Source organism: Halioglobus sp. HI00S01 (assembly GCF_001635445.1).
Lineage (GTDB): Bacteria > Pseudomonadota > Gammaproteobacteria > Pseudomonadales > Halieaceae > Halioglobus > Halioglobus japonicus.
In genome coordinates, this window is record NZ_LWEE01000025.1 from 170329 (window position 1) to 190648 (window position 20320).

Here is a 20320-nt window from a genome sequence, read left to right on the forward strand (position 1 = left end):
CATGAGCAATGAACAACTCTCACTCAACGAACTTCACTTTGAGACCGTCGAACTGGAAGAGAAAAACCACGTACTCACGATCACGCTAAACCGACCTGAGCGCAAGAATGCCATTAACCCCACGATGGCTGCGGAGATCATCTATGCACTGGATTACGCCAAGCAGGAGCGCGGCATTCGCGCAGTGGTACTGGCTGCCAACGGCGATATTTTCTGTGCTGGTGGCGACCTGGCCGCCATGAGCGGCAAGGCCAGTGAGACGGCCTCTACCGTACCGGTGCGTGGTAATCTGGACGATATCGCCCTGCGCTTCCGCCATCTCAACAAACCGTCTATTGCCTGCGTTCACGGCAACCTGTTTGCCGGCGCCTTGCTGTTCCTGTGCAATGTCACTCACGCCATCGCCGCTGAAGGTGTGCAGTTTTCGGCTCCCGAGATCAAACGGGGAATCTGGCCGTTTATGGTAATGGGCGGTTTGTTCCGGATCATGCCGCAACGGGCCGCGCTGGATTTCATTATGCGCGGCAACCCTATTGGTACCATAGAGGCAGAAAGATACGGATTGATTAACACCGCGGTACCGGCCGAAGCGCTGCAGACACATGTGGCAGCGCTGGCAGAGGAATTGGCCAGTCTCGCTCCCGGCTCAATGAGTATGGGGCTGGCGGCCTTTAATGCCCAGGACAGCATGGACTTTGACAGTGCCCTACCCTACCTGCGTGAACAACTAAACGCATGCCTGCAAAGCCCGGACGCCAAGGAAGGCATTAGTGCCTTTCTCGAAAAGCGCGCGCCCAACTGGAACTGACTGGGTCGTTGCTACCTGGCCTCCCATCACTGGACGGCACCCTCCAACGCCAGCAATCGCTGCATTATGGCGTCACTGTCTGTTGCGGCTTAGGCGATAGTCGCTGGAAACCAACCCATAATCGCTACCACCAAAGTGAAGAACGCATATCGTTTATTGATCATTGTTTCTGCTCCAACAAGGGGCATAAAAGCTATAGGCGCCGCACGCTAATTGGTCAACGCCCCCGGGATTGACCAGTAAATTCCACATATAGTTTGCACAAACGATGTTGCTCTCCACAGCAACTCGGGAGCCCGATATACTGGCCCAACATGTACGATGTCAGACAAACCCAATGAGTGCCCCCCTCNCCGGCCACCGCCAGTCCCGCGTCCTGCACAAGCCTGCCTGGGTATTTGGCTATGGCTCATTGATCTACAAAGTGGACTTTCCTTTCCTGCGGCGAGAAATAGCGAGCATTACGGGCTGGGAGCGGCGATTCTGGCAGGGCTCTCACGATCATCGCGGCACGCCGGAGGCTCCAGGTCGTGTAGTTACCCTGCTCCCGGCACCGGGCCGGGTTTGCCACGGCGTCGCCTACCTGGTTGAGCATCAGGTGTTTGAACATCTCGACTACCGTGAGAAGAACGGCTACCAGCGCTTCAATGGACTGATCACCTTGCGCAGTGACAACACCCAGGTGGCCGGTGTAATCTATGTTGCCGACAGCGACAATCCCGCCTACCTCGGCCCGGCCCCTATGCCGGAACTCGCGCAGCACATCGCCCGAGCACACGGCCCCAGTGGCAGCAATCGCGACTACGCGCTGCAATTGGCCGAAGCCCTGCGCGAACTGGGCGACCCCGATCCACACATCGCAGAATTGGAACGACTGCTCACCGACGAACAAACAACAACGACATTATGATTCTCGACAGCACCGGGACCGTGCTGGTCATTGTCTATCTCTGCTCATTGCTCGCAATCGGCTGGTTCGCAAGACGCGCCAGCGCCGAATCCAGCCTCAAAGACTATTACCTCGCCGGCGGATCGCTAGGAGTGATGAGTTTGTTCTTCACGCTGTACGCTACCCAGTACAGCGGCAACAGTTTTTTCGCACTGCCCGGCAAAGCCTACCGCGACGGCATCATGGCCGGCGCGTTTATTATCGGCGTGATGAGCATTGTGCTGATCTACCTGCTCTATGCGCCAAAACTGCACCGCATCGCACGCCAAGAGCAGTTTATCTCCGTCGGTGACTACATTCTGTGGCGCTATGAGAGCAACGCACTGCTCTACACGGTAAACGCTGTGTTTGTGGTAGTTCTGGTAACGTTTATCCTCGGCAACCTGAAGGCCATCGGCTTGTTATTGACTACTGCCAGTGGTGGCCTGTTGAGCTTTGCCCAGGCCATTGTTCTGGTCTGCATTATCATGGCGGTTTATGAAACCCTGGGGGGTATGCGCGGCGTTATCTGGACCGACATGATCCAGGGCCTGATGCTCATGGGTGGCAGCCTGATTGTGTTCTTTCTGCTACTGGGCCGCACCGATACCGGTTTAATGAACCACCCTGAACTACTACTGACTGAAACAGCCCGTTTTTTCTCTCAGCCAGCGCCAACGCACCAGTTTATCAGCCTCGTTCTACTGATTGCGCTCGGCGCGGCAGTGTATCCGCAGGCGATTCAACGCATCTATGCAGCCCGCAGTGAGACCACGTTGCGCCGGTCTTATACGCTTATGTTTTTTATGCCGCTGCTCACCACACTACCGCTGTTTCTCATCGGTATCAGCGGCGCCGAGTGGTTCAGCGATCTGAATCGCGCTGAAAGCGAACAGATAGTCGTCATCGCCATTAGCGATCTGCTCACCGATGGTAGCAGCTTGAGCTGGCTACTTGCGCTCTACATGGGTGCAGCCATAGCCGCCATCATGTCGACGATTGATTCCGGCCTGCTTACGCTGGGCTCAATCGTGAATAAGGATGTCATTGCTCGGCGTTACCCCGAGATTCCGCAGCCGCGTTTACACCGGATAGGCCGACGCCTCACATGGATGATGATGGCAGCAATGGCAGCCATGGCTATTTTGCTTCCCAACACCATCTGGTCGCTACTGGTGCTGAAGCTGGAACTGGTTATTCAGGTCTTTCCCGCCGTGGTCCTGGGCCTACGCATGCCGCAACTACGCACTGAAGCAATAATGGGAGGTCTGCTGACAGGTTGCGCTGTCGCTGTTGCTCTGCGGGCATGGCCACAGCTTTCGCCGCTTACAGACATCCACAGTGGCATATGGGCGCTGGCTATCAATCTGCTGACGCTGGCACTGCTTCAATACCTCTACAACAAAGGTACCCGCAAGCCAGCTCGACGCTGATCCGGCGGCGACCAGGCTGCGCACTTTCGGGCAGCCCTTGCATGCCAGGTGCAAGTGATCATAATCAGTGGCCACAGAAAAAGCCTGAGGCTATAACCATGAGTCAGCATACATTTCACATCGATATCGTATCCGACGTTGTATGCCCCTGGTGCATCATCGGCTACAAGCAATTGCAGAAAGCGTTACAGGCAACCCCGGAAGTGGGCGATATGGACATTCGCTGGCATCCATTTCAGCTCAATCCGCACATGCCGCCTGAAGGACAGAATCTGCGCGAACACCTGATGATGAAGTATGGCTCCACCGCAGAACAGAGTATAGCCGCCAGACAGCGCCTGACGGACCTGGGCGAATCCCTGGGGTTCAGTTTTGACTACTTTGACGACATGCGCATGGTCAATACATTCGACGCTCATCGGCTCCTACATTGGGCGGGACTGAAAGGCCGCCAGACTGAAATGAAGCTGGCCCTGTTTACCGCCTTTTTCAGCCACAGGAAAGACGTGAGCAATGCAAAGGTATTGGCCGCAACAGCGGCAGAGGCAGGATTGCCCGAGGATGAGGCGAGTCTGGTTCTGTTACAGGGAACGTTCTCAGACGAAGTGAACGCAGAGCTCGAACACTGGCTTGATCAGGGCATTCACGCGGTGCCGACCTTCATCTTTAACAATAAGTATCAGGTTCCAGGGGCACAGGACGCGGAAACCTTTGTTCGCGTCCTGCGCAAGATCAATGAGAAGGAATCAGTTGCCTGACTCGGTGCGTACCGCCGCCACTGCGCCCGGCTACACCAGTAGCAGAATCGCCAGGGTCAGGATTGAACCCAGAGTGCCGAGCATGGAGATCGGACGTAGCACGATGGGCAGCGATCGGGAGACGATCATCACGTAGTGCAGCACTCGGGCCGCCAACAGTACCGAGCCGAGCGCCATCAGCACAGTATCAGACAAGCCATTCAAGTCGTTGAGCAACAGCAGAATAAGGCCGATGGGGACGTTCTCGATAAAGTTGCCATGTGCCCGAATCCGATTGCGCAATTCCTTATCGCCCTCATCACCCAGGCTGATTCCTGACTTGAAACGGTATGCCCCTACCCGCAGCGTGAAGATCACATGCAGTATGCCGAATAGTGCAGCGAACATTAGCGTCGTGTGTATTTGCAGAACGTCTTGCATGGAATTCCCCGGGTTTTGTTATCGTGCCAGCCCATTGTAAACGGCTCGGGAGGCTTACGGCTATCATCTGCTCGCTGTATCGGGGTTTACGTCCACTTGCCTTTTTGTACCAATCGGTACAATATAATTCTTCTTTGACGTATACACGAGGCCGCCATGCCCCGCTCCGCAGAATTTGACCGCACCAAGGCCCTTGAGGCGGCGATGAAGCTATTCTGGGCCAGAGGCTATACCGCATGTTCTCTCCCGGACTTACTTGCAGCAATGAACATCGCCCGGTCCAGTTTCTACGCGAGCTATAGCACCAAGCGAGAGCTGTTTGTTGAGTGCCTGATAATGTTCGGCGACCGCACACTCACTATGGTTGAGCGGCACGCAGAGGACCGCTCCGCGACGGAGCTCGCGCGTGCGTTTTTCGAATCAACAATGTTGCAGGTATCGCCCAATAAAGTGCAGCAGGGCTGCATGATGGTGAATACCGTGTTGGAGCTAGCCGATGTCGACAGCGAGTTATGTGAACTGGCGACCGATAAACTCGACGCTATCGAGAACGCGTTTGTTCGCGCATTTACCGCTGACCTAAGCAGCGGGGCGTCGACTTCACATCTCGATCCACAAACCCTTGCCGCGCTGGTCATGACACTCAACCTCGGCCTGCGGGTGCAGTGTCGACGACCCCACTCGCCAGCCGAGTTACAACACCTTATCGATAACAGCCTGTCGATGCTCGAGCAGGCGGCCTGAATACCCTAAAGAAGCGGGATACTCATCATGCGATCTGAAACCATGCCCTACACAAAAAAAACAGCCACCGTCGCAGGTAAGAAAATCGCCTACATCGAAGAAGGGCAAGGCGACCCGATTGTACTGTTGCACGGCAACCCCACCTCATCGTTTCTGTGGCGAAACGTGGTTCCGGAGTTAGTTAACTCTGGCAGAGTTATCGTCCCGGATCTTATCGGCCAGGGCGATTCAGAAAAGTTACCGGCCAGCGAGGGGACGGACCGATATACCCTCGAGGTTGCCTATCATTACGTGGCAGGCCTGCTGGAGACCATTGACGCCCAGACGAACGTTACCCTGGTCATCCACGACTGGGGCAGCGCCATCGGTTTTATGTGGGCCATGCGCCACCCTGATCAGGTCAAAGGCGTCGCCTATATGGAAGGCATTGTCAGACCCGTCAAGTGGGCGGACTGGCCAGCGAGCGGCGTGGGTATTTTCCAGGGTTTCCGCTCGGAAAAAGGCGAAGACCTCATTCTCAATCGCAATATGTTTATCGAGGGCGTCCTACCCTCCTCCATTCTTCGCACCCTGACAGAGACAGAAATGGACGCGTATCGCGCCCCCCACACCGACGCCGATTCACGCCAGCCACTGCTTAACTGGCCGCGCCAGATCCCCATTGAAGGCGATCCTGCGAATATCGTGGAACTGGTCGAGGAATACGGCGCTTTTATGAGCGCGGCGCCTTTTCCCAAGCTCTTTGTTAACGCCGAGCCCGGCTCTATCCTGGTCGGCCCACAGCGCGAATTCTGCCGCACCTGGCCCAACCAGCAGGAAGTCACGGTAAAGGGCCTGCACTTCATTCAGGAAGATTCGCCAGTAGACATTGGACAGGCAGTGGCCGCCTGGCTGAAAAGCATATAACCCCACACACCACTTAAGGAAACAATAATGTCTGAAGCACCCGCCTATGTAGTCGCCAACCTGATTGTTCACGACCAGGCCGAGTACCTAAATTATGAGAAAGGATTTTTCCCAATTCTGAAAAAGCATGGGGGATCGTTTTTCACCTTCGATGACAACGTCAAACACCTCGAAGGTACAGACCCCAGAGAGGGCCGCATGGTGATCTTCCAATTCCCGTCGGCTGACGCCGCCGAAGCCTGGTACAACGATGCGGAGTACCAGGCGCTGTCCGAACATCGGCGTGCGGCCACCACACTGGTGTCGCTTACCCTCGTGCACGGATTACCTCCCAGAGGCTAGCGCTACTTGCTGGCGGTGTACCAGATCGGTGACGACCATGCCCGTTCCTGCACCGTGCGCTGGTGCTCCGCCACACAACAGTCTTCATAGCCCTCAGTAATGGTTGAGGGATCATCACAGTCCACGCCGGCGTCATTGCACTGATACTGACTCCAGCGACAGCTGGGATTCTCCAGTGCCCGGGCGTAGTAGAATGCATTCGCCGCAGGGTCAAAGGCAGGGTCTTCCCAGACACTACACAACTGTGCATGTCCTTCGCCTGTGCGTTCACAGGTCTTCAAGTCAACACTGGCGCCGTTGTCCCCCCCGGCCACATCGAGCACCTGTTCGTGCACTTCACCATCCTTGTACCAGCCCTTCACAATCTGAACGCGCTGCAAGGCCGCTCCAGGGTAATCCACAGTTCCCGGATCCTGACTCACCGCCACCAGAAAACGCGGCGGCGCATCAGCCGCGGGAAGATCGCTGCCCATAGGTACGCCCTGCGCATAAGCATTGGCGACCATAGCATCGCTGGCACACAGGTTGGGATCGAGATCAGCACCGCCAAAGAACCGCAACAGCGGACGTGTACCACTGGTGGCGTAGGCCTCTTTACGCTGCATGGCCGAGAACAATGACTCGCGGGTATTTTCCTCTGCCCACAGCACCGTCAGTCCGCCCGGGCTGTTTTCCAGTTCGTCGGGCAATCCGACAATCGCTTCCTTCGCGCCCCGGCCCGCACCGCCATGGCCGGGATGGCCTTTCTCCTGGGTCAAACCAGGTGCCGCAATATGCGTATCGGTGGCCGCACTGAGACCAAATTTCAGGCTATTCACACCCATACCCGCCTGCTGACGCAGGCCTTCTTTCAATGCCCAGCGAACAAAGTTGTTTGCGGTGGGCAGTTCCGTCGGTGGCACAAGATCGCCGGCGGTGCCGCGCAGCCAGTCGGGAATCCACTCGTTCACCCCGGTGGGTTTACCACCGAATGTGTCGTAACTGAATTTTTCTTCATTGCAGAACTCATCGCCGGCCCACACGGCCTGGCGAATATCGCACTCGGACTCACCTTTATGCTGCGTGAGTTCAATCAGCGGCTCCCAGCGCGCCCTACGCCGGGCCTGCTCGGGCGATACCGGCAACTCCGGCACGGCTTCAGAGGTCACTGCTGGATTCTGGAACATCAGTCCGGCACTGATATTGGAGTTATGGGGAATGGTGACAGCGTCACATCCCGGTGTATCGGCCACACAATCCTGCTCAAGGTAATCCCACAGTTGTTCAACAGAGGGCGTCTCCACCCAGCTTTTAGCCACCGGGGGCACGTGCTCGTTCTTGAAGATCACATTGCGATGCAGGTTCGCCGCATTGGGATTAGTAAGACCAGTCCACTCATAGCCAACAAAGCTGGTAAAGCTACAGGCCGAGCTTCGATCATAGGCTTCCTCTGCAGCATCCCGAATATTCTGCCAGCGGCTGAGTGCATGCTCCTCACACAGCGCACCCTCACCGCTATCGTCATCACAGAAACCGAATCGCTGCTTGTAGATCGCAGTTTTCATACTAAACATCTGCATACCGAGAACAGACATGTTGCGGTGTATCATGCACGGCCAACTGGAATAACCCTCAAGCCCCGGCGTATAGCAAACCTTAACTTCGCCGAGAAACTCGGCATGATCTGTCACCGCAGTAAAATCCAGTGGACGATCGATCTGGATCTTGCGCTGGCCAACACCATTTTCATCAAACGGCTGGATCAGCAGCGGTTCACCCTTGGCAAATCGGTAAGCATCGGCTGGCGTTGCCCGCGTATCCTGCGCTCGGGCGTCAAAAGAGTAAGCCGTATGTACGTGCGTGTCGCCGAAGAAAGGCTGGCGCAGCTCCGAATAATTGTCACAAGCTTCCCGGGCAGTGGCCGGCCCTGCGAGCCCCAGCAATACCAGAGAGATCGCGCCTGTACACCGGCTACGGGAAGTTAAATGTCCTCGAAACAACATGCTTACTATGCCTCTGTAATTTTCTTTCTAGAATTCGCTTTGCAGTGCAGCGCCCTAGGCCGCGGTGACGGTGACCGGTACGCCGTTAAGCGCAGCATTCCCTGACACTTCGTCAACGAACTGATCGTCAGTCAAATCATTAATGCTGACCCCAGCCTGTTGCGCTGCAACGGATAGTTTCACCCCCGAACGCTGATGCCCCCAGCCGTGTGGCAGGCAAACGACACCGAGCATCATATCATCCGTCGCAGTGACTTGTGTGACGACACTACCCACCCGCGAACGTATCTCAACCGTGTCGTCATCGCTGAGGTTACGCTCGGCCATGTCCTGCGGGTGCATAAACAGCTTCCACCTCGGCTTGCCCTTCACAAGGCGATGCGAATTGTGCATCCAGGAGTTATTGGAACGCACATGCCGACGACCAATCAGCAGCAGGCCATCGTCGCTTTGTGTCTGCGCCACTTCGGCAAGGCGCGGCATATCCGCGGTCACATAATCAGGCACGAGCGCGATTTTACCGCTCTCCGTTCCCAATCTCTCAGTCAATGAAGGTTGCAACGGCCCAAGGTCCAGGCCGTGGGGATGAGCGCGAATCTTATCCAGGGTCAGTGCCAGCGCATGGCCCTGTTGCTCGCCGTAAAACCCTGCCTGAATACCCATATCGATCAATACATCAGGCGCCGGCAACGGCTTGGCATCGAGCTCTTTACGCGCCGCAAGGGCAACCCCCAGGCCGTTCATAATCTGCCAGTCGTGTAACGCGCCGGGGGCAGGCTCAAAGACCGCCTCGTTCATGCGGGTGACGTTGCGCACCGCAAGCCGGTTAAAGGCGAGGTCGTAGTGATCGTGTTCCAGCGGCCCTGTCGGAGGCAAAATAATGTCCGCGTGACGGGTGGTTTCGTTAATGAAAAAGTCAATTGACACCATGAAATCCAGCGACTCGAAGGCCTCATCCAGGCGTCTGCCATTACTGGCCGAAAGCACCGGATTACCCGCAATTGTCATCATGGCCCGCAACTGACCTTCCCCTGGCGTTAGAATATCCTCAGCCATGGTTACTGCAGGCAGTTCACCGGCAAATTCAGGGAGGCCACGAACGCGCGACGTAAATCTACCAAGGCTGCCTGCGCCCTTTTCGCCTCTAGTGATATAGCCGAATGCGGGTGAGCATACGAGCGCCCCACCCTCGCGATCAAGATTGCCGCTGAGAATATTAATGACCTGAATCGCCCATTGGCACAAAGCACCAAACTGCTGCACAGAAGCGCCCATACGGCCATAGCAAACGGCACCCTCGGCATTGATCATCTCACGAGCCAGATCCCTGACGGTAGCAGCAGGAATGCCTGTCTTCGACTCGGCGAGTTCCGGAGTGAACGCGCTGACTATCTCTGGCAGCTCATCCAGGTGATCGATGTGCGCTGCCAGATGCCCGAGATCGACCAGGTCTTCATTGATCAGCGTGTGGATCATTGCCATGAGTAGAAAGACATCGCTGCCCGGGCGAATAAACAGATGCTCGTCGGCGATCGCAGCGGTTTCAGTGCGGCGCGGGTCGATTACAACGAATCGGCCGCCGCGAGACTGGATGGCCTTGAGCCGGTTCTTAACATCCGGCACCGTCATGATGCTGCCATTGGACGCCAATGGATTGCCGCCAATGATCAACATGAACTGGGTGCGATCGATATCAGGAATGGGCAGGCACTGCTGATGGCCGTACATGGCCCATGCGGCCAGGTGATGCGGTAGTTGATCCAGCGAGGTCGCCGAATACGTAACTCGCGACTGCAGGGCTTTGCGCACTACGCCTGAGTGAGTCATGCTGCCGTAGTTATGCACATTCGGATTACCGGCATAAATCGCGACCGTATCGTTGCCATACCGCGCCTGTATATCTGCCAGTCGATCCGCAACCGTCGCAAAAGCCTCGTCCCATTCGATCTCCTGCCAACTGCCATCAGCCAATTTCTTCATTGGCATACGCAGCCGATCAGGATCGTAGTGCAGGTCCTCCAGGGCGGTTGCTTTGGGGCAGATATGACCACGGCTGAACGGGTCGTCTTTATCCCCCTTGATCGAAAGAATCTGCTCACCCTGGGTTTTTATTTCTACACCACAAATGGCCTCGCACAAGTGGCAGGCCCGGTAGTGGCTGATGACGTCGTCGGTCATGGCTCTCTCCCGTTTTTACGGTTTAACACTGTAGCAGTATCTGACTTTCCAATCCGGCTTCCCGGTGCACGTAGAGATCCTGATATGCCTGACTTTCGGTCATCTCGAGAAACGCCTGCACCGACGGGTAATTGACGATAACGACCATGTCCCAATCGAGGTCGCTCTGCCCCACGACCAGCGTGTTTGCCTCGCTGCTGAAGACAAACGCTCCCCCCAGGGCAGCAATGAGCTCGGCAACCTTCACCCCATAGCGCAGGTAGGCATCGCGCCCCGACAAGTCGGCGTCGCTGCCGTCGGGATAAGTGGCCAGATCCTTAAACTTGAGCAGATTTAACATGTTGATGGGTCCACCCCCATCACGCTCAACCAGGGCGGCAAGCTGTTCATCAGTAGGCTCAATGGACATGTCATAACTCCTTAAACAGGCGCCTCATTGTGCGCCGAGAAAATGAATGGGGGACGACCAGGCCCGCTCTTGTAACGTTCTGGCCAGATCAGGTCTCGGATCCACGCCTGCGCGTATCGCATCCCAGGTTGACCAGCGGCAGGTCGGGTTCTCCAGCGCTCGGGCGTAGTAAAAAGCTCGCTGGCCGGGCTGAAAATCCGGGTCATGCCACAGTACCGCAAGCTGGCTGGCACCGGTCTCCACATTGATGGAACAATCACTGACATCAACACGGGCGCCGTTATCGGGACAACGTTGCGTGACAAGGTCCACAGCAGCGCCACCAGCACAGGCGACATCAACTACCTGCTCATGGGTAGTGCCCTGAGCATCAATCCAGCCCTTGATCACTTGCAGACGCTGTAACGGAGCCCCGCGAGGATCGGCAGAAGCCATGACAATAAACCCTGGCGATTGCGGCTCGGCTTCGAGGCCAGACGGCGCCGCCAACTCACCCCCCATGCTCACGCCCGTTGTATAGGCACGCTGCACGGCTTCGGCACTTTCCAGCATGCTGTCGTCCAGATCGTAGCCGGCGAAGAATCGCAGCGAGATCCGCGGCCCAGAAGTTGCAAAAACCTCCTTGCGACGAAAGGCCCGATAAATTGACTCGCGGGTATTTTCCTCTGCCCATACCGCCGCTAGTCCCGAGGCGCCATACAGCGGGCTTGATCCACGCGCATAAACATCGCCGTTAATACGCGTGAACATACCCTTGCCCTGGGGGGACGGCACCAGGGTCATGGCTGCCTTGGTAAACCAATACGAAAACTCACCGTCGAGGCCCTGCCGTGGCACAGATCCCCGCTGTTCAGGTAGTGCGGACAACAGGCCAAGCTTCGAAACATAGGTAGATTCATCCAGCTGGCTGGCCGCCGAATGCGTGTCGCTGGAGCCGATGAAGCCAAACATATAGGGGTTGGCGATACCCTGCTCTTCCAGCGTTAGCCCGGTGCGCAGTGCCTCACGCACATAAGAACCTTCAATCTGGCTCAGTGCATTGGTCGCCACGCGATAAGGCAGAATCTCGAAGCCGGCAAACTCGTCGCGACTGGAAAGTCGCGGGTGGGTCTCAGAGGTACCCTTGATCTGGGTAATCTCAACAATTGGCTCATTGCGCAGGCGCTGGGTAGCGTAAGCGTCATCCATGGGATTGCCCGCCCAGTCGACCATTTTGAACATCTGGCCATTGGACGCATTCGAGTTGTGGGGTATTGCCAGGCTCTCTACGCCCATGTCACGCAACTCATCCATCCAGTCCCACAGGTCCTCCGGGTTGGTGGAGTGAAAACGAGAGAAAGGCTCTCGCGGCAGGCGTTCGCTGCCCTCGAAGATCACATTGCGATGCAGATTGCCCATATCCGGCGTGGACGTGGTGTATTCGAAACCGACAAACGTCGTAAATTTACCTGGATCGTTGTACTGATCTGCGGCTTCGACGATATCTGCCCAGGTGCCACGAATAATGCCCAGCGCCTCTTCGCGATCCAATTCTCCCGCAGCAATCATGCCGGAGGCTGTCGGCAGAAAACTCGCAAATGTCGCCAGGCGGCGCAAGGTGCTGACTATGTCTGTGCCATTCTTTTCAGCGGCGTTAAAGTCGCGATAGGGCTCGGCGAAGGTATTGCGTGAAAACGCAGTGGAGGTATCTGATGCTGCATTAAACAAACCCAGGAACATCGCGTGATCAGTGACCGAGTAGAAATCCAGCGGGGCCGACAACTGCATATCAAATCCCGCGGGATTGGCAATCGCCTCGCCCAGTGCAAACCGATAGGCGTCATAGGGCGTTGCCAGCGTGCCCATGGAGTGCCCGTCAAAAGAGTACGTGGTATGCACATGTAGGTCGCCAAAATAGGCCTTGCGATCCGACGCAGCCTCGGCATCTGGCGCCCCAGGGTCCGCTTCGCGCTCCATGAGCACAGTTTCTGTTTCGAACACCTTGCGGGTAAAACCACCATCGGCATTCATATCGACGATAATACTGTCAATCTCCTCGGTGTTTTCGATAATCTGTGGATCGTCGTGCACATCCGCTGCCGCACTGAAAGCATCACCCGACTGCGCGATCTGCTCACCACCACAGCCCACCAACATCCCCGCCGCGACGGCAGCCGCCCAAGGCATCATTCTCACTGATTTCATTATTGTTGTCTCATTATGGTGTGCATGATGCCGGCCATATGGCCGACATCGCACTTGGCGTGAAGCAGCTTACTTCTTAACCTGACTGGCGATGGTACGCTCGGTATTCTTGTTGTACGGCGGCAGCATACCGCCCAGTTTGGCGACATTGACGCCGGTCTGGCTGTAGATGGATTTTGCGTGACTGAAGGTACGGAAGCCCTCGAGTCCGTGATAACTTCCCATACCACTCGGACCTACACCGCCAAAGGGCAGATCCTCCTGCATGACATGCATAATCACATCGTTAATGCACATGCCGCCTGAGGTAGTGCGCTTCTCCAGCGCACTCTGCTCCGCCGCGTCAGAACCAAAGTAATAGGCTGCCAGCGGACGCGGCTGTGCGTTGATGTATCGGATGGTTTCCTCGAAATCCTGATAGGTGAGTATGGGCAGTACCGGTCCAAACATTTCGTCCTGCAACACCTTGAGATCCGACGTGGGCTTAACCACCAGAGTTGGCGGTATCTTGTAGGTACCCTGCTGGCCTGCGAAGTCTTCCTTGGCAGGATTGATAGGGATCACCCTGGCACCTGCCTGCTCGGCCTCGGTAATGTAACCTGTCAGGCGCTCATAGTGTCGGTCGTTAATCACCGATGTGTAGGTAGCATTGCCTAGCAGCGTGGGATACATGGACGCCACCGCCTTTTCAGCCTCAGCGATCACCTCTTCCAATTTCTCCTCGGGCACCAGCAGGTAATCGGGCGCCAGGCAGATCTGGCCTGCGTTCAGTGTCTTGCCCATCATAATCCGTTCGATGCTCTTCTCGATATCGGCACTACGGGAGATGACCGTGGGCGATTTACCGCCGAGCTCCAATGTCACCGGCACAAGGTTTTGTGCCGCCGCCGCCATGATATGACGGGCGACAGAAGTCGCCCCGGTGAAGATCAGGTGATCGAAAGCCTGGCTGGAAAACGCCGCTCCCACCTCAGGACCACCGGTAAACACCGCAGCCTCCTCGGGGCTAAATGCATCGCCAATCATTTCCGCCAAGACCTCCGAGGTCGCAGGTGTGAATTCAGATGGCTTGATCATAATCCGGTTGCCGGCAGCCAGTGCACCCGACATAGGCTGGAATACCATGGACACGGGAAAATTCCAGGGGGCAATAATGCCTACCACGCCCAGTGGCTGGTACTCGATCCGCGAGCGCGCGCCCAGCAGCCCCAACGGAAACATGCTGGGACGTTTCTGTGGCTTCATCCAGGTGCGAAGATGCTTGCGGGCATGTTTCATGGCACCGAGCGAACCGCCAATGTCGGTGAGCAGGTTAATCTCTCGTGGACGGCAGGTGAAATCACTGTTCATCGCTGTGCTCAACTGGTCGCTGTAGCGCAGGATGGCATCAATACAACGATCAATCCGATCGATCCGGGCTTCTACACTGGCTTCTCCCTCGCGCAGATAATCTTCTCGCTGGGCCGCTAGGGTGTCGGACATCACGGCCGCAATACCGGCCTGCTGGGTGGGGTTCTCTGGGGCGTTCATGATTTTGATTCTCCCGTGTGTAGTGGAGCCCCAGCTTAGCCTATGCCGGGACAAGTTTGCAGTGGCTTCAGATCGACCGTTTTATAGCTCCAGAGGTTCGCAGACCGCCTGCAGCGCACTGAGCGCCGGGCAGGCGTTAAGCAGCACCTGATGCTGGCTGAGGCTCAGCTCAGCCCAGGCCTGCCCGATCTCGCGCCACACCTGAACCTGAAAGGTTTTCACCACGGCGCGAAACGGGAAACCCCGCAATTCACCGTCGTAGAGTGCCTCACCGCTGTCAAAGGCGCTCTCATTGAATTTAGTCTGCCCCCCGGCGACCTCCCGGTCATAGGCAACGGCATTCTGGGCCATGAGGGGAATAAAGGTCGCGCCCACCACATCCAGTAGCGGACCAAGGGCCTCACTCAGTGCACTCTCACCGCCACTGTGGCCATGCTCTCCCATTGATATCTTCTGCAGCCAGACATGCGTTCGGGGAGCTATCTCACGCATGAGTTCCTCCGCTCGCCCGTCACCAAGGTTCATGGCTAGCTGGCCATAGGCACTGGCGTCCGCCAGGCTGAACTGATCACCCAATAAATATGGCTGGACTGCCAAAAGCGATTCCATCGCCGCCAGGTAGTCACGCCAGCTCTGATCCAGCAGTGTATGTGTCGAGGGAAAGCCTTCTCTGGAGGGGGGAGTCAGCGCCAATGGCATACCACAATCGTAATCAGACGGGGCAACACTAAACAAATAGGGGCAACGACGGACCTGACGCTGCGGCAGTTCTCTGGCGAGACGACGCGCAAAACCCGGGGGCAACAAGCGACTCATTTCCGCCGCTGTCTTGTCGCCCATCTTATTGGTGTGTGCCGAGGTCACCCAGCGATGATGGTGCACCATATACAGACCGAATTCGTCGAAGGCTTCGTCGAGAAGCCGACACACAAAGGCCAGCACGGGGTCCTCAGGGACGAGGTGGCCCGCACCGCGCAGGGCGAGATCCCGACCCAGCCCACTCGAATCGTAGCGAATATCTTCGCCATCGAAGCGGTAGAAAGGCACCGAGGGATATTCGTCCATTCCGCTGACAAGCGCGGGCACCCGGGTAATTTTTCCCCGGGTCCGCGCCAGGCCCAGTTGCGCATACAACGCCGTGTTTTGCCAGCGAGAGCCCTGAGCCGGTAATCGTCTCCAGGCCACGCCGGCACCGTCCGCCAGGGCCTGCATTTTGAGCTGATATGGCGAGGCCTCCACACCAAAAAACGTCAGTTGCTGGGCGGGTGCTCCTCGCATTACGGCTTGGCGCTATCCACGAGTGCGCGAATAATGGCCGGCTGTTCCAGTGAAACAAAGTGATTGGTCTGCTGCGTCTGGACGATATTGAGACCCGCATTCTGCTCCGCACCCTGCTCGGCGCTCGCCGTCATCGTAGGATTGTCGAGTACGTGATCTTTCTCGCCAATCACCACATCAATATGTGCGTAGCCATTGAATAGCACTGCGGTGTGTTCTGCCTGCCAGCGACGAATGCTGACAAAATTGGTCACCGCCGTTGCGTAGCGCCGAGGTGTGAAAAAGATTGACTGACACAGCGCAGTCTTTAAAGGATTGGTAGGCCGCATCATCGGGTTTTCCAGAATCCGCTCGGGCGGCGCTTTCCGCAGCAGCGTCATGACCAAGGGGAATATCCATCTGGCAATAGTAAACCCTAAAGGCCTGCTGGTAGGGCCAACGGTACGCGCCTGCGGCAGCACCGCAGCCTCGAGTATGGCGCTCACTGCGCGCTCCTCAGGGCGCATTACCGCAGGGAACTGCCTGGCCGCCTCGAGCGTTACCGCACCCCCGCGAGAATGGCCATGAACAGTCACCTGAGTGCCACTGGCCAGTTGCTGTACAACCTGCGCCAGCACAAAGCCGTCGTGCTCAATCGTACCCAGCGGATAGGGATTCGCAGACCAGTCCACCAGCGGCGTGATATCGCCGTCGAAAGGATTGTGGTAGTCAGCGTTGTTGACGAGGATAAGCTGGCCGGTGAAGTCCTGATAAAGCGCCTGGAAATAGCGCATATCCTCGAGAAAACCGGGAAATGCTACTACGGTGCGTGAGTCATCCTCACTGCCGGTGCGAACCGCAATGACAGTATCACCAGTGCAATACAGCGCTCCACCCTCATCACGCCCGGGCCAGTCCGCGGTGAATCGGCGAGGCTGAACCTTGTTAGCGAAATGATATCGGCACCCGAGAAAAATACCGACCGCTAAGGCCATTAGGGTCGTAAACACACTCATCGTCACACTCCGTTACAGAACCGGGGTCTTAAGATGCCAGCCCTATCTTTTTTGTAAAGACTTTCAGCCGGTAATGGCGTCCAGAATCTCGATCTCGGGTGCAGCCGCCACCAGGCCTGCCAACTTTTGGTTGGCCGCCTGGAAGTGCTCTGACTTACTGTGGGCATCCAGCGCTTCCGGGCTGGCATACTGTTCCATAACCTTATACACCTGCGGATTACTGGTACTGCGGTTCAGCGCGTAAAACACGTTGCCCGGTTCGTTAGCCCGCACCTGGGCGGTCAGCTCCATAAACGCCTGTTCAAACTCAGCATTCTTGCCTTCCTGCACCGTAATGGTTGCCAGTAGTCCAATCGCCATGGTTTTTCCTCTTGTGTTTTTAGGACAGATACTCCGTGCTAATAGCCCGCCTGCCCTGATGTTATCTCTTGATAAAAAGTGGGCTCCAGCCGCTCGTAGCGATCGCTGCGAGGTCTGCGCACATAAACCTCGTCCTGGTCTACCTGATTCAGATGATAGGCCTGACGACGCAAATCCGTCTTGAGCAGTTTAAAGGTTCCTGTGGTCGCTATATTGCGTTGGACCCTTAAAAACACCGGCCTGGCGTAAATGGGCAGCTCGGCATCGACAAGCTCTGTAAAGCTCTCGACATCAAACTCGGCCCCCTGCTCGAGGGCAAATGCCACCATGCCCGCGCGTCCCTCGGCACCTGGCACCTCGACGCCGTAAACATTCGCCATATCAATCTGCGCGTGCTGATTGAGCACCTCGCCTACTTCATTGGTAGACACATTTTCTGCACGCCAGCGGAATGTATCGCCGGTGCGATCGACAAACTGAAAGTGTTTCAGACCGAAAGCAAAGCCAACGTCGATCTGACGCACAAGATCACCGGTATTGAACCACCTGTCACCGTCTTGCAGCACACCGGTAATAATTTTTTTAGCGGTAGCAGATGGGTCGGTGTAGCCATCAAAAAGCGCCTTATCGGATATTTCGCCTAGCAACAGCCCCGGCTCACCCAAAGGCACCTCTATACAGCGACCATTGGCATCACGAATAATATCGTCGTTTTCGTGGTCGTAGCTCACGAGTGCCACCTTGCTGATGGCGGCACCAATCGTCTTGTCCTTATTGAGCATATTGAGGAACGTGACATTGCCTTCGCTGGAACCATAGATTTCGCAAATTCGAGAAATCCCAAAGCGCCCCTTGAACTCGTCCCACACATCCGGTCTCAAGCCATTGCCGAGCATCTTCTCGAGGGAATTGTGCTTCTCCTCGGGACACTCAGGCTGCATGGTGAGATAACGACACAATTCGCCCACATAAATAAAGCTGTTGGGGCGATACTTCTGTATCTCCGGCCAGAATTTTGATGCAGAGAAGCTGCGCCGCAACACAACAGACGCCCCCACCGCAATAAAGGCGCAGAAGCCAGGCCCCATCCCGGTGATATGGTATATGGGTAAGCAGAGATAGAGCCGATCCTCAGGCTTCACACGGAAGCCAATCGCTCCCATGGCCTGCCCCGCGGCCAGTATGCGGCGATGGGGCATCACAGCAGCCTTGGGCAATCCCGTGGTCCCGGAGGTGAAGATATACAGCGCCGTTTCTCCAGCGGTAATCTCACGCGTCACCTCGAGGTTCTGGTCAGCCATGACCGCCATTTCGCTGCGGGCGTCCAGCGCCCATGCTGGCATGGCCTCGATGCCGTGATCCTGCAACCAGAGATACCCGGCGGCGTTCTCCAGGCCAAGATCTGACCGCACCTCATCAAGCACGACAACGCGCTCCTCGCCGACAATACAGGCTCGAGCTTCACTAACCTGAATGCAGTGAACCAATCCAGCGCCGGTAAGGCTGTTATTGATAAGGCTGCAGCTGGCGCCGAGCTTCACCACGGCAAGCATGCTCAGTACATACTCGGCGCGATTCTCCATGAATAGCGCCACCGTATCGCCGCGGCCAATACCGCGACTGGCAAGCACTCTGGCAAGCTGATTGACCTCGGCGTTGAAGGCCCGGTAGGTCCACTCACGATCTTCGAACAACAGCATGGTGTTGTCAGGGAATTTTGCCGCGGTATCTTCAAACAGCGCCCCCAACGACACCTGGCTGGCGTCGTCCGGCTGACGATAATTGAGATAAGGGATTACCCCGGCGAATTCCTTCGTTACCCGAAAGAATTCGCCAATTTTGGAACGATTCGACATAAAACGACGCTACTCCTGTCCAGTGGATCAGGCGACCTCAAAGAGGCCAGCTGCACCCATACCACCACCGACACACATGGTGATCACTACGTACTTCACGCCGCGGCGCTTGCCTTCGATCAGTGCGTGACCAATCATGCGCGAGCCACTCATGCCATAGGGATGCCCAATAGAAATTGCACCGCCGTTGACGTTAAGTTTATCGTTGTCGATACCCAGCTGATCGCGGCAGTACAGCACCTGCACCGCAAACGCTTCGTTCAGTTCCCACAGACCTATATCGTTGACCGACAGGCCGTGCTGCTTGAGCAGCTTGGGAACGGCGTAGACAGGACCAATACCCATTTCATCGGGCTCCAGGCCTGCGACCGCAATACCCCGGTAAATACCCAGGGGCTCCAAGCCACGCTGCTCGGCGAGTTTGGCATCCATGACGACCTGTGCAGAGGAGCCATCGGACAGCTGTGAGGCATTGCCGGCTGTAATCGTGCCGCCCTCTATCACGGTTTTCAGACTTGCCAGGCCCTCGGCCATAGTGGCACGGATGCCTTCATCGCGTTCCACCGTTGCCTCTGCTTCAGACGCTTCACCGGTTTCCTTGTCCCAGACAGTGCGCTTGCAGGTGACAGACACCAGTTCGTCGTCGTACTTGCCCGCTGCATAGGCATCAGCGGTCCGCTGCTGCGATTGAAGGCCATACTCGTCCATGGCATCGCGGGAAATATTGTAGCGCTGGGCAACCACTTCCGCGGTCTGCAGCATCGGCATGTGAATGTTTGGATGCATGGCCATCAGTTCGTCGTCGACCATACGGTGGATATTCATGTGCTCGTTCTGTACCAGAGAAATGGATTCCAGGCCGCCGCCGACCACCACATCCATACCGTCGTACATCACCTGCTTGGCGGCGGTAGCCACGGCCATCAGGCCCGACGAGCACTGACGGTCAATGGTCATGCCGGAGGTGGTTACCGGCAGACCGGCGCGCAAGGCAATCTGGCGGGCCACGTTGGCCCCGGTTGCGCCCTGCTGCAGCGCGCTACCCATAATGACGTCCTGCACCTCACCGGGCTCAATGCCCGCGCGACGCACCGCCTCTGCAACTGACGCAGCGCCGAGGCTGGCACCACCAAGGTTATTGAAACCACCACGGTATGCCTTGCCAATGGGGGTACGTGCTGTTGATACGATTACGGCTTCTTTCATTGT

At 56.6% G+C, this 20320-nt stretch carries 18 protein-coding genes; 7 read left to right on the forward strand and 11 right to left on the reverse strand.

The window, feature by feature from the left end:
- Position 1 precedes the first annotated feature (1 nt).
- The 4 genes from A3709_RS05730 (at position 2) to A3709_RS05745 (ending at position 3927) form a co-directional block, all read left to right on the forward strand.
- Complete coding sequence (locus A3709_RS05730; protein WP_066051391.1) at positions 2 to 808, forward strand: enoyl-CoA hydratase/isomerase family protein; 807 nt, start codon at positions 2 to 4, stop codon at positions 806 to 808.
- Between the two features lie 337 nt (positions 809 to 1145).
- Positions 1146 to 1718 carry a gamma-glutamylcyclotransferase gene (locus A3709_RS05735; RefSeq protein WP_066051393.1) on the forward strand — a complete coding sequence of 191 codons (573 nt, stop codon included), beginning with the start codon at positions 1146 to 1148 and terminating at the stop codon, positions 1716 to 1718.
- Positions 1715 to 3169, forward strand: coding sequence for a sodium:solute symporter family protein (locus tag A3709_RS05740; RefSeq protein WP_066051396.1), 1455 nt, complete (start codon positions 1715 to 1717; stop codon positions 3167 to 3169). The genes A3709_RS05735 and A3709_RS05740 overlap by 4 nt, the downstream gene beginning before the upstream one ends.
- A 98-nt stretch (positions 3170 to 3267) precedes the next feature.
- The gene (locus tag A3709_RS05745; RefSeq protein ID WP_066051399.1) at positions 3268 to 3927 is read left to right on the forward strand and encodes a DsbA family oxidoreductase; all 660 of its coding nucleotides are present in this window, start codon (positions 3268 to 3270) and stop codon (positions 3925 to 3927) included.
- Between the two features lie 30 nt (positions 3928 to 3957).
- Here A3709_RS05745 and A3709_RS05750 read toward each other — a convergent pair whose 3' ends face one another.
- A complete protein-coding gene (locus A3709_RS05750) occupies positions 3958 to 4347 on the reverse strand; it encodes an MAPEG family protein (protein WP_066051402.1) in 390 nt (129 codons plus the stop codon).
- Positions 4348 to 4503: 156 nt separating this feature from the next.
- Between A3709_RS05750 and A3709_RS05755 the strand changes: the two genes are divergently transcribed.
- The 3 genes from A3709_RS05755 to A3709_RS05765 are packed head-to-tail and all read left to right on the forward strand — an operon-like array spanning position 4504 to position 6339.
- Positions 4504 to 5091 carry a TetR/AcrR family transcriptional regulator gene (locus tag A3709_RS05755; protein ID WP_066051406.1) on the forward strand — a complete coding sequence of 196 codons (588 nt, stop codon included), beginning with the start codon at positions 4504 to 4506 and terminating at the stop codon, positions 5089 to 5091.
- Positions 5092 to 5118: 27 nt separating this feature from the next.
- A complete protein-coding gene (locus A3709_RS05760; RefSeq protein ID WP_066051408.1) occupies positions 5119 to 5997 on the forward strand; it encodes a haloalkane dehalogenase in 879 nt (292 codons plus the stop codon).
- A gap of 27 nt (positions 5998 to 6024) precedes the next feature.
- Positions 6025 to 6339, forward strand: a complete 315-nt coding sequence (locus tag A3709_RS05765; RefSeq protein ID WP_066051411.1) for a DUF1330 domain-containing protein — start codon at positions 6025 to 6027, stop codon at positions 6337 to 6339.
- 2 nt (positions 6340 to 6341) lie between these two features.
- Here A3709_RS05765 and A3709_RS05770 read toward each other — a convergent pair whose 3' ends face one another.
- The 10 genes from A3709_RS05770 to A3709_RS05815 all read right to left on the reverse strand — a co-directional run bounded on the left by A3709_RS05770 (position 6342) and on the right by A3709_RS05815 (position 20317).
- Entirely contained in the window at positions 6342 to 8321 is a 1980-nt protein-coding gene (locus tag A3709_RS05770; RefSeq protein WP_066051414.1) for a DUF3604 domain-containing protein, read from the reverse strand.
- Positions 8322 to 8375: 54 nt separating this feature from the next.
- A complete protein-coding gene (locus tag A3709_RS05775; protein WP_066051416.1) occupies positions 8376 to 10499 on the reverse strand; it encodes a molybdopterin-dependent oxidoreductase in 2124 nt (707 codons plus the stop codon).
- A gap of 22 nt (positions 10500 to 10521) precedes the next feature.
- Entirely contained in the window at positions 10522 to 10908 is a 387-nt protein-coding gene (locus tag A3709_RS05780) for a DUF1330 domain-containing protein (protein WP_066051419.1), read from the reverse strand.
- 24 nt (positions 10909 to 10932) lie between these two features.
- A complete protein-coding gene (locus A3709_RS05785) occupies positions 10933 to 13092 on the reverse strand; it encodes a DUF3604 domain-containing protein (RefSeq protein ID WP_082849922.1) in 2160 nt (719 codons plus the stop codon).
- A gap of 69 nt (positions 13093 to 13161) precedes the next feature.
- On the reverse strand, positions 13162 to 14622 hold the full coding sequence (locus A3709_RS05790) for a coniferyl aldehyde dehydrogenase (protein ID WP_066051422.1): 1461 nt from the start codon (positions 14620 to 14622) through the stop codon (positions 13162 to 13164).
- 81 nt (positions 14623 to 14703) lie between these two features.
- Positions 14704 to 15900, reverse strand: a complete 1197-nt coding sequence (locus A3709_RS05795; protein WP_066051424.1) for a glutathione S-transferase domain-containing protein — start codon at positions 15898 to 15900, stop codon at positions 14704 to 14706.
- Positions 15900 to 16895 carry an alpha/beta fold hydrolase gene (locus tag A3709_RS05800; protein ID WP_066051427.1) on the reverse strand — a complete coding sequence of 332 codons (996 nt, stop codon included), beginning with the start codon at positions 16893 to 16895 and terminating at the stop codon, positions 15900 to 15902. Before A3709_RS05800 ends, A3709_RS05795 begins: the two co-directional genes overlap by 1 nt.
- Before the next feature lie 63 nt (positions 16896 to 16958).
- Positions 16959 to 17255 carry a putative quinol monooxygenase gene (locus A3709_RS05805; RefSeq protein WP_066051430.1) on the reverse strand — a complete coding sequence of 99 codons (297 nt, stop codon included), beginning with the start codon at positions 17253 to 17255 and terminating at the stop codon, positions 16959 to 16961.
- A 38-nt stretch (positions 17256 to 17293) separates the two neighbouring features.
- Entirely contained in the window at positions 17294 to 19111 is a 1818-nt protein-coding gene (locus A3709_RS05810; protein WP_066051433.1) for a long-chain-acyl-CoA synthetase, read from the reverse strand.
- Between the two features lie 27 nt (positions 19112 to 19138).
- A complete protein-coding gene (locus tag A3709_RS05815) occupies positions 19139 to 20317 on the reverse strand; it encodes an acetyl-CoA C-acyltransferase (RefSeq protein ID WP_066051436.1) in 1179 nt (392 codons plus the stop codon).
- Positions 20318 to 20320: the final 3 nt, after the last annotated feature.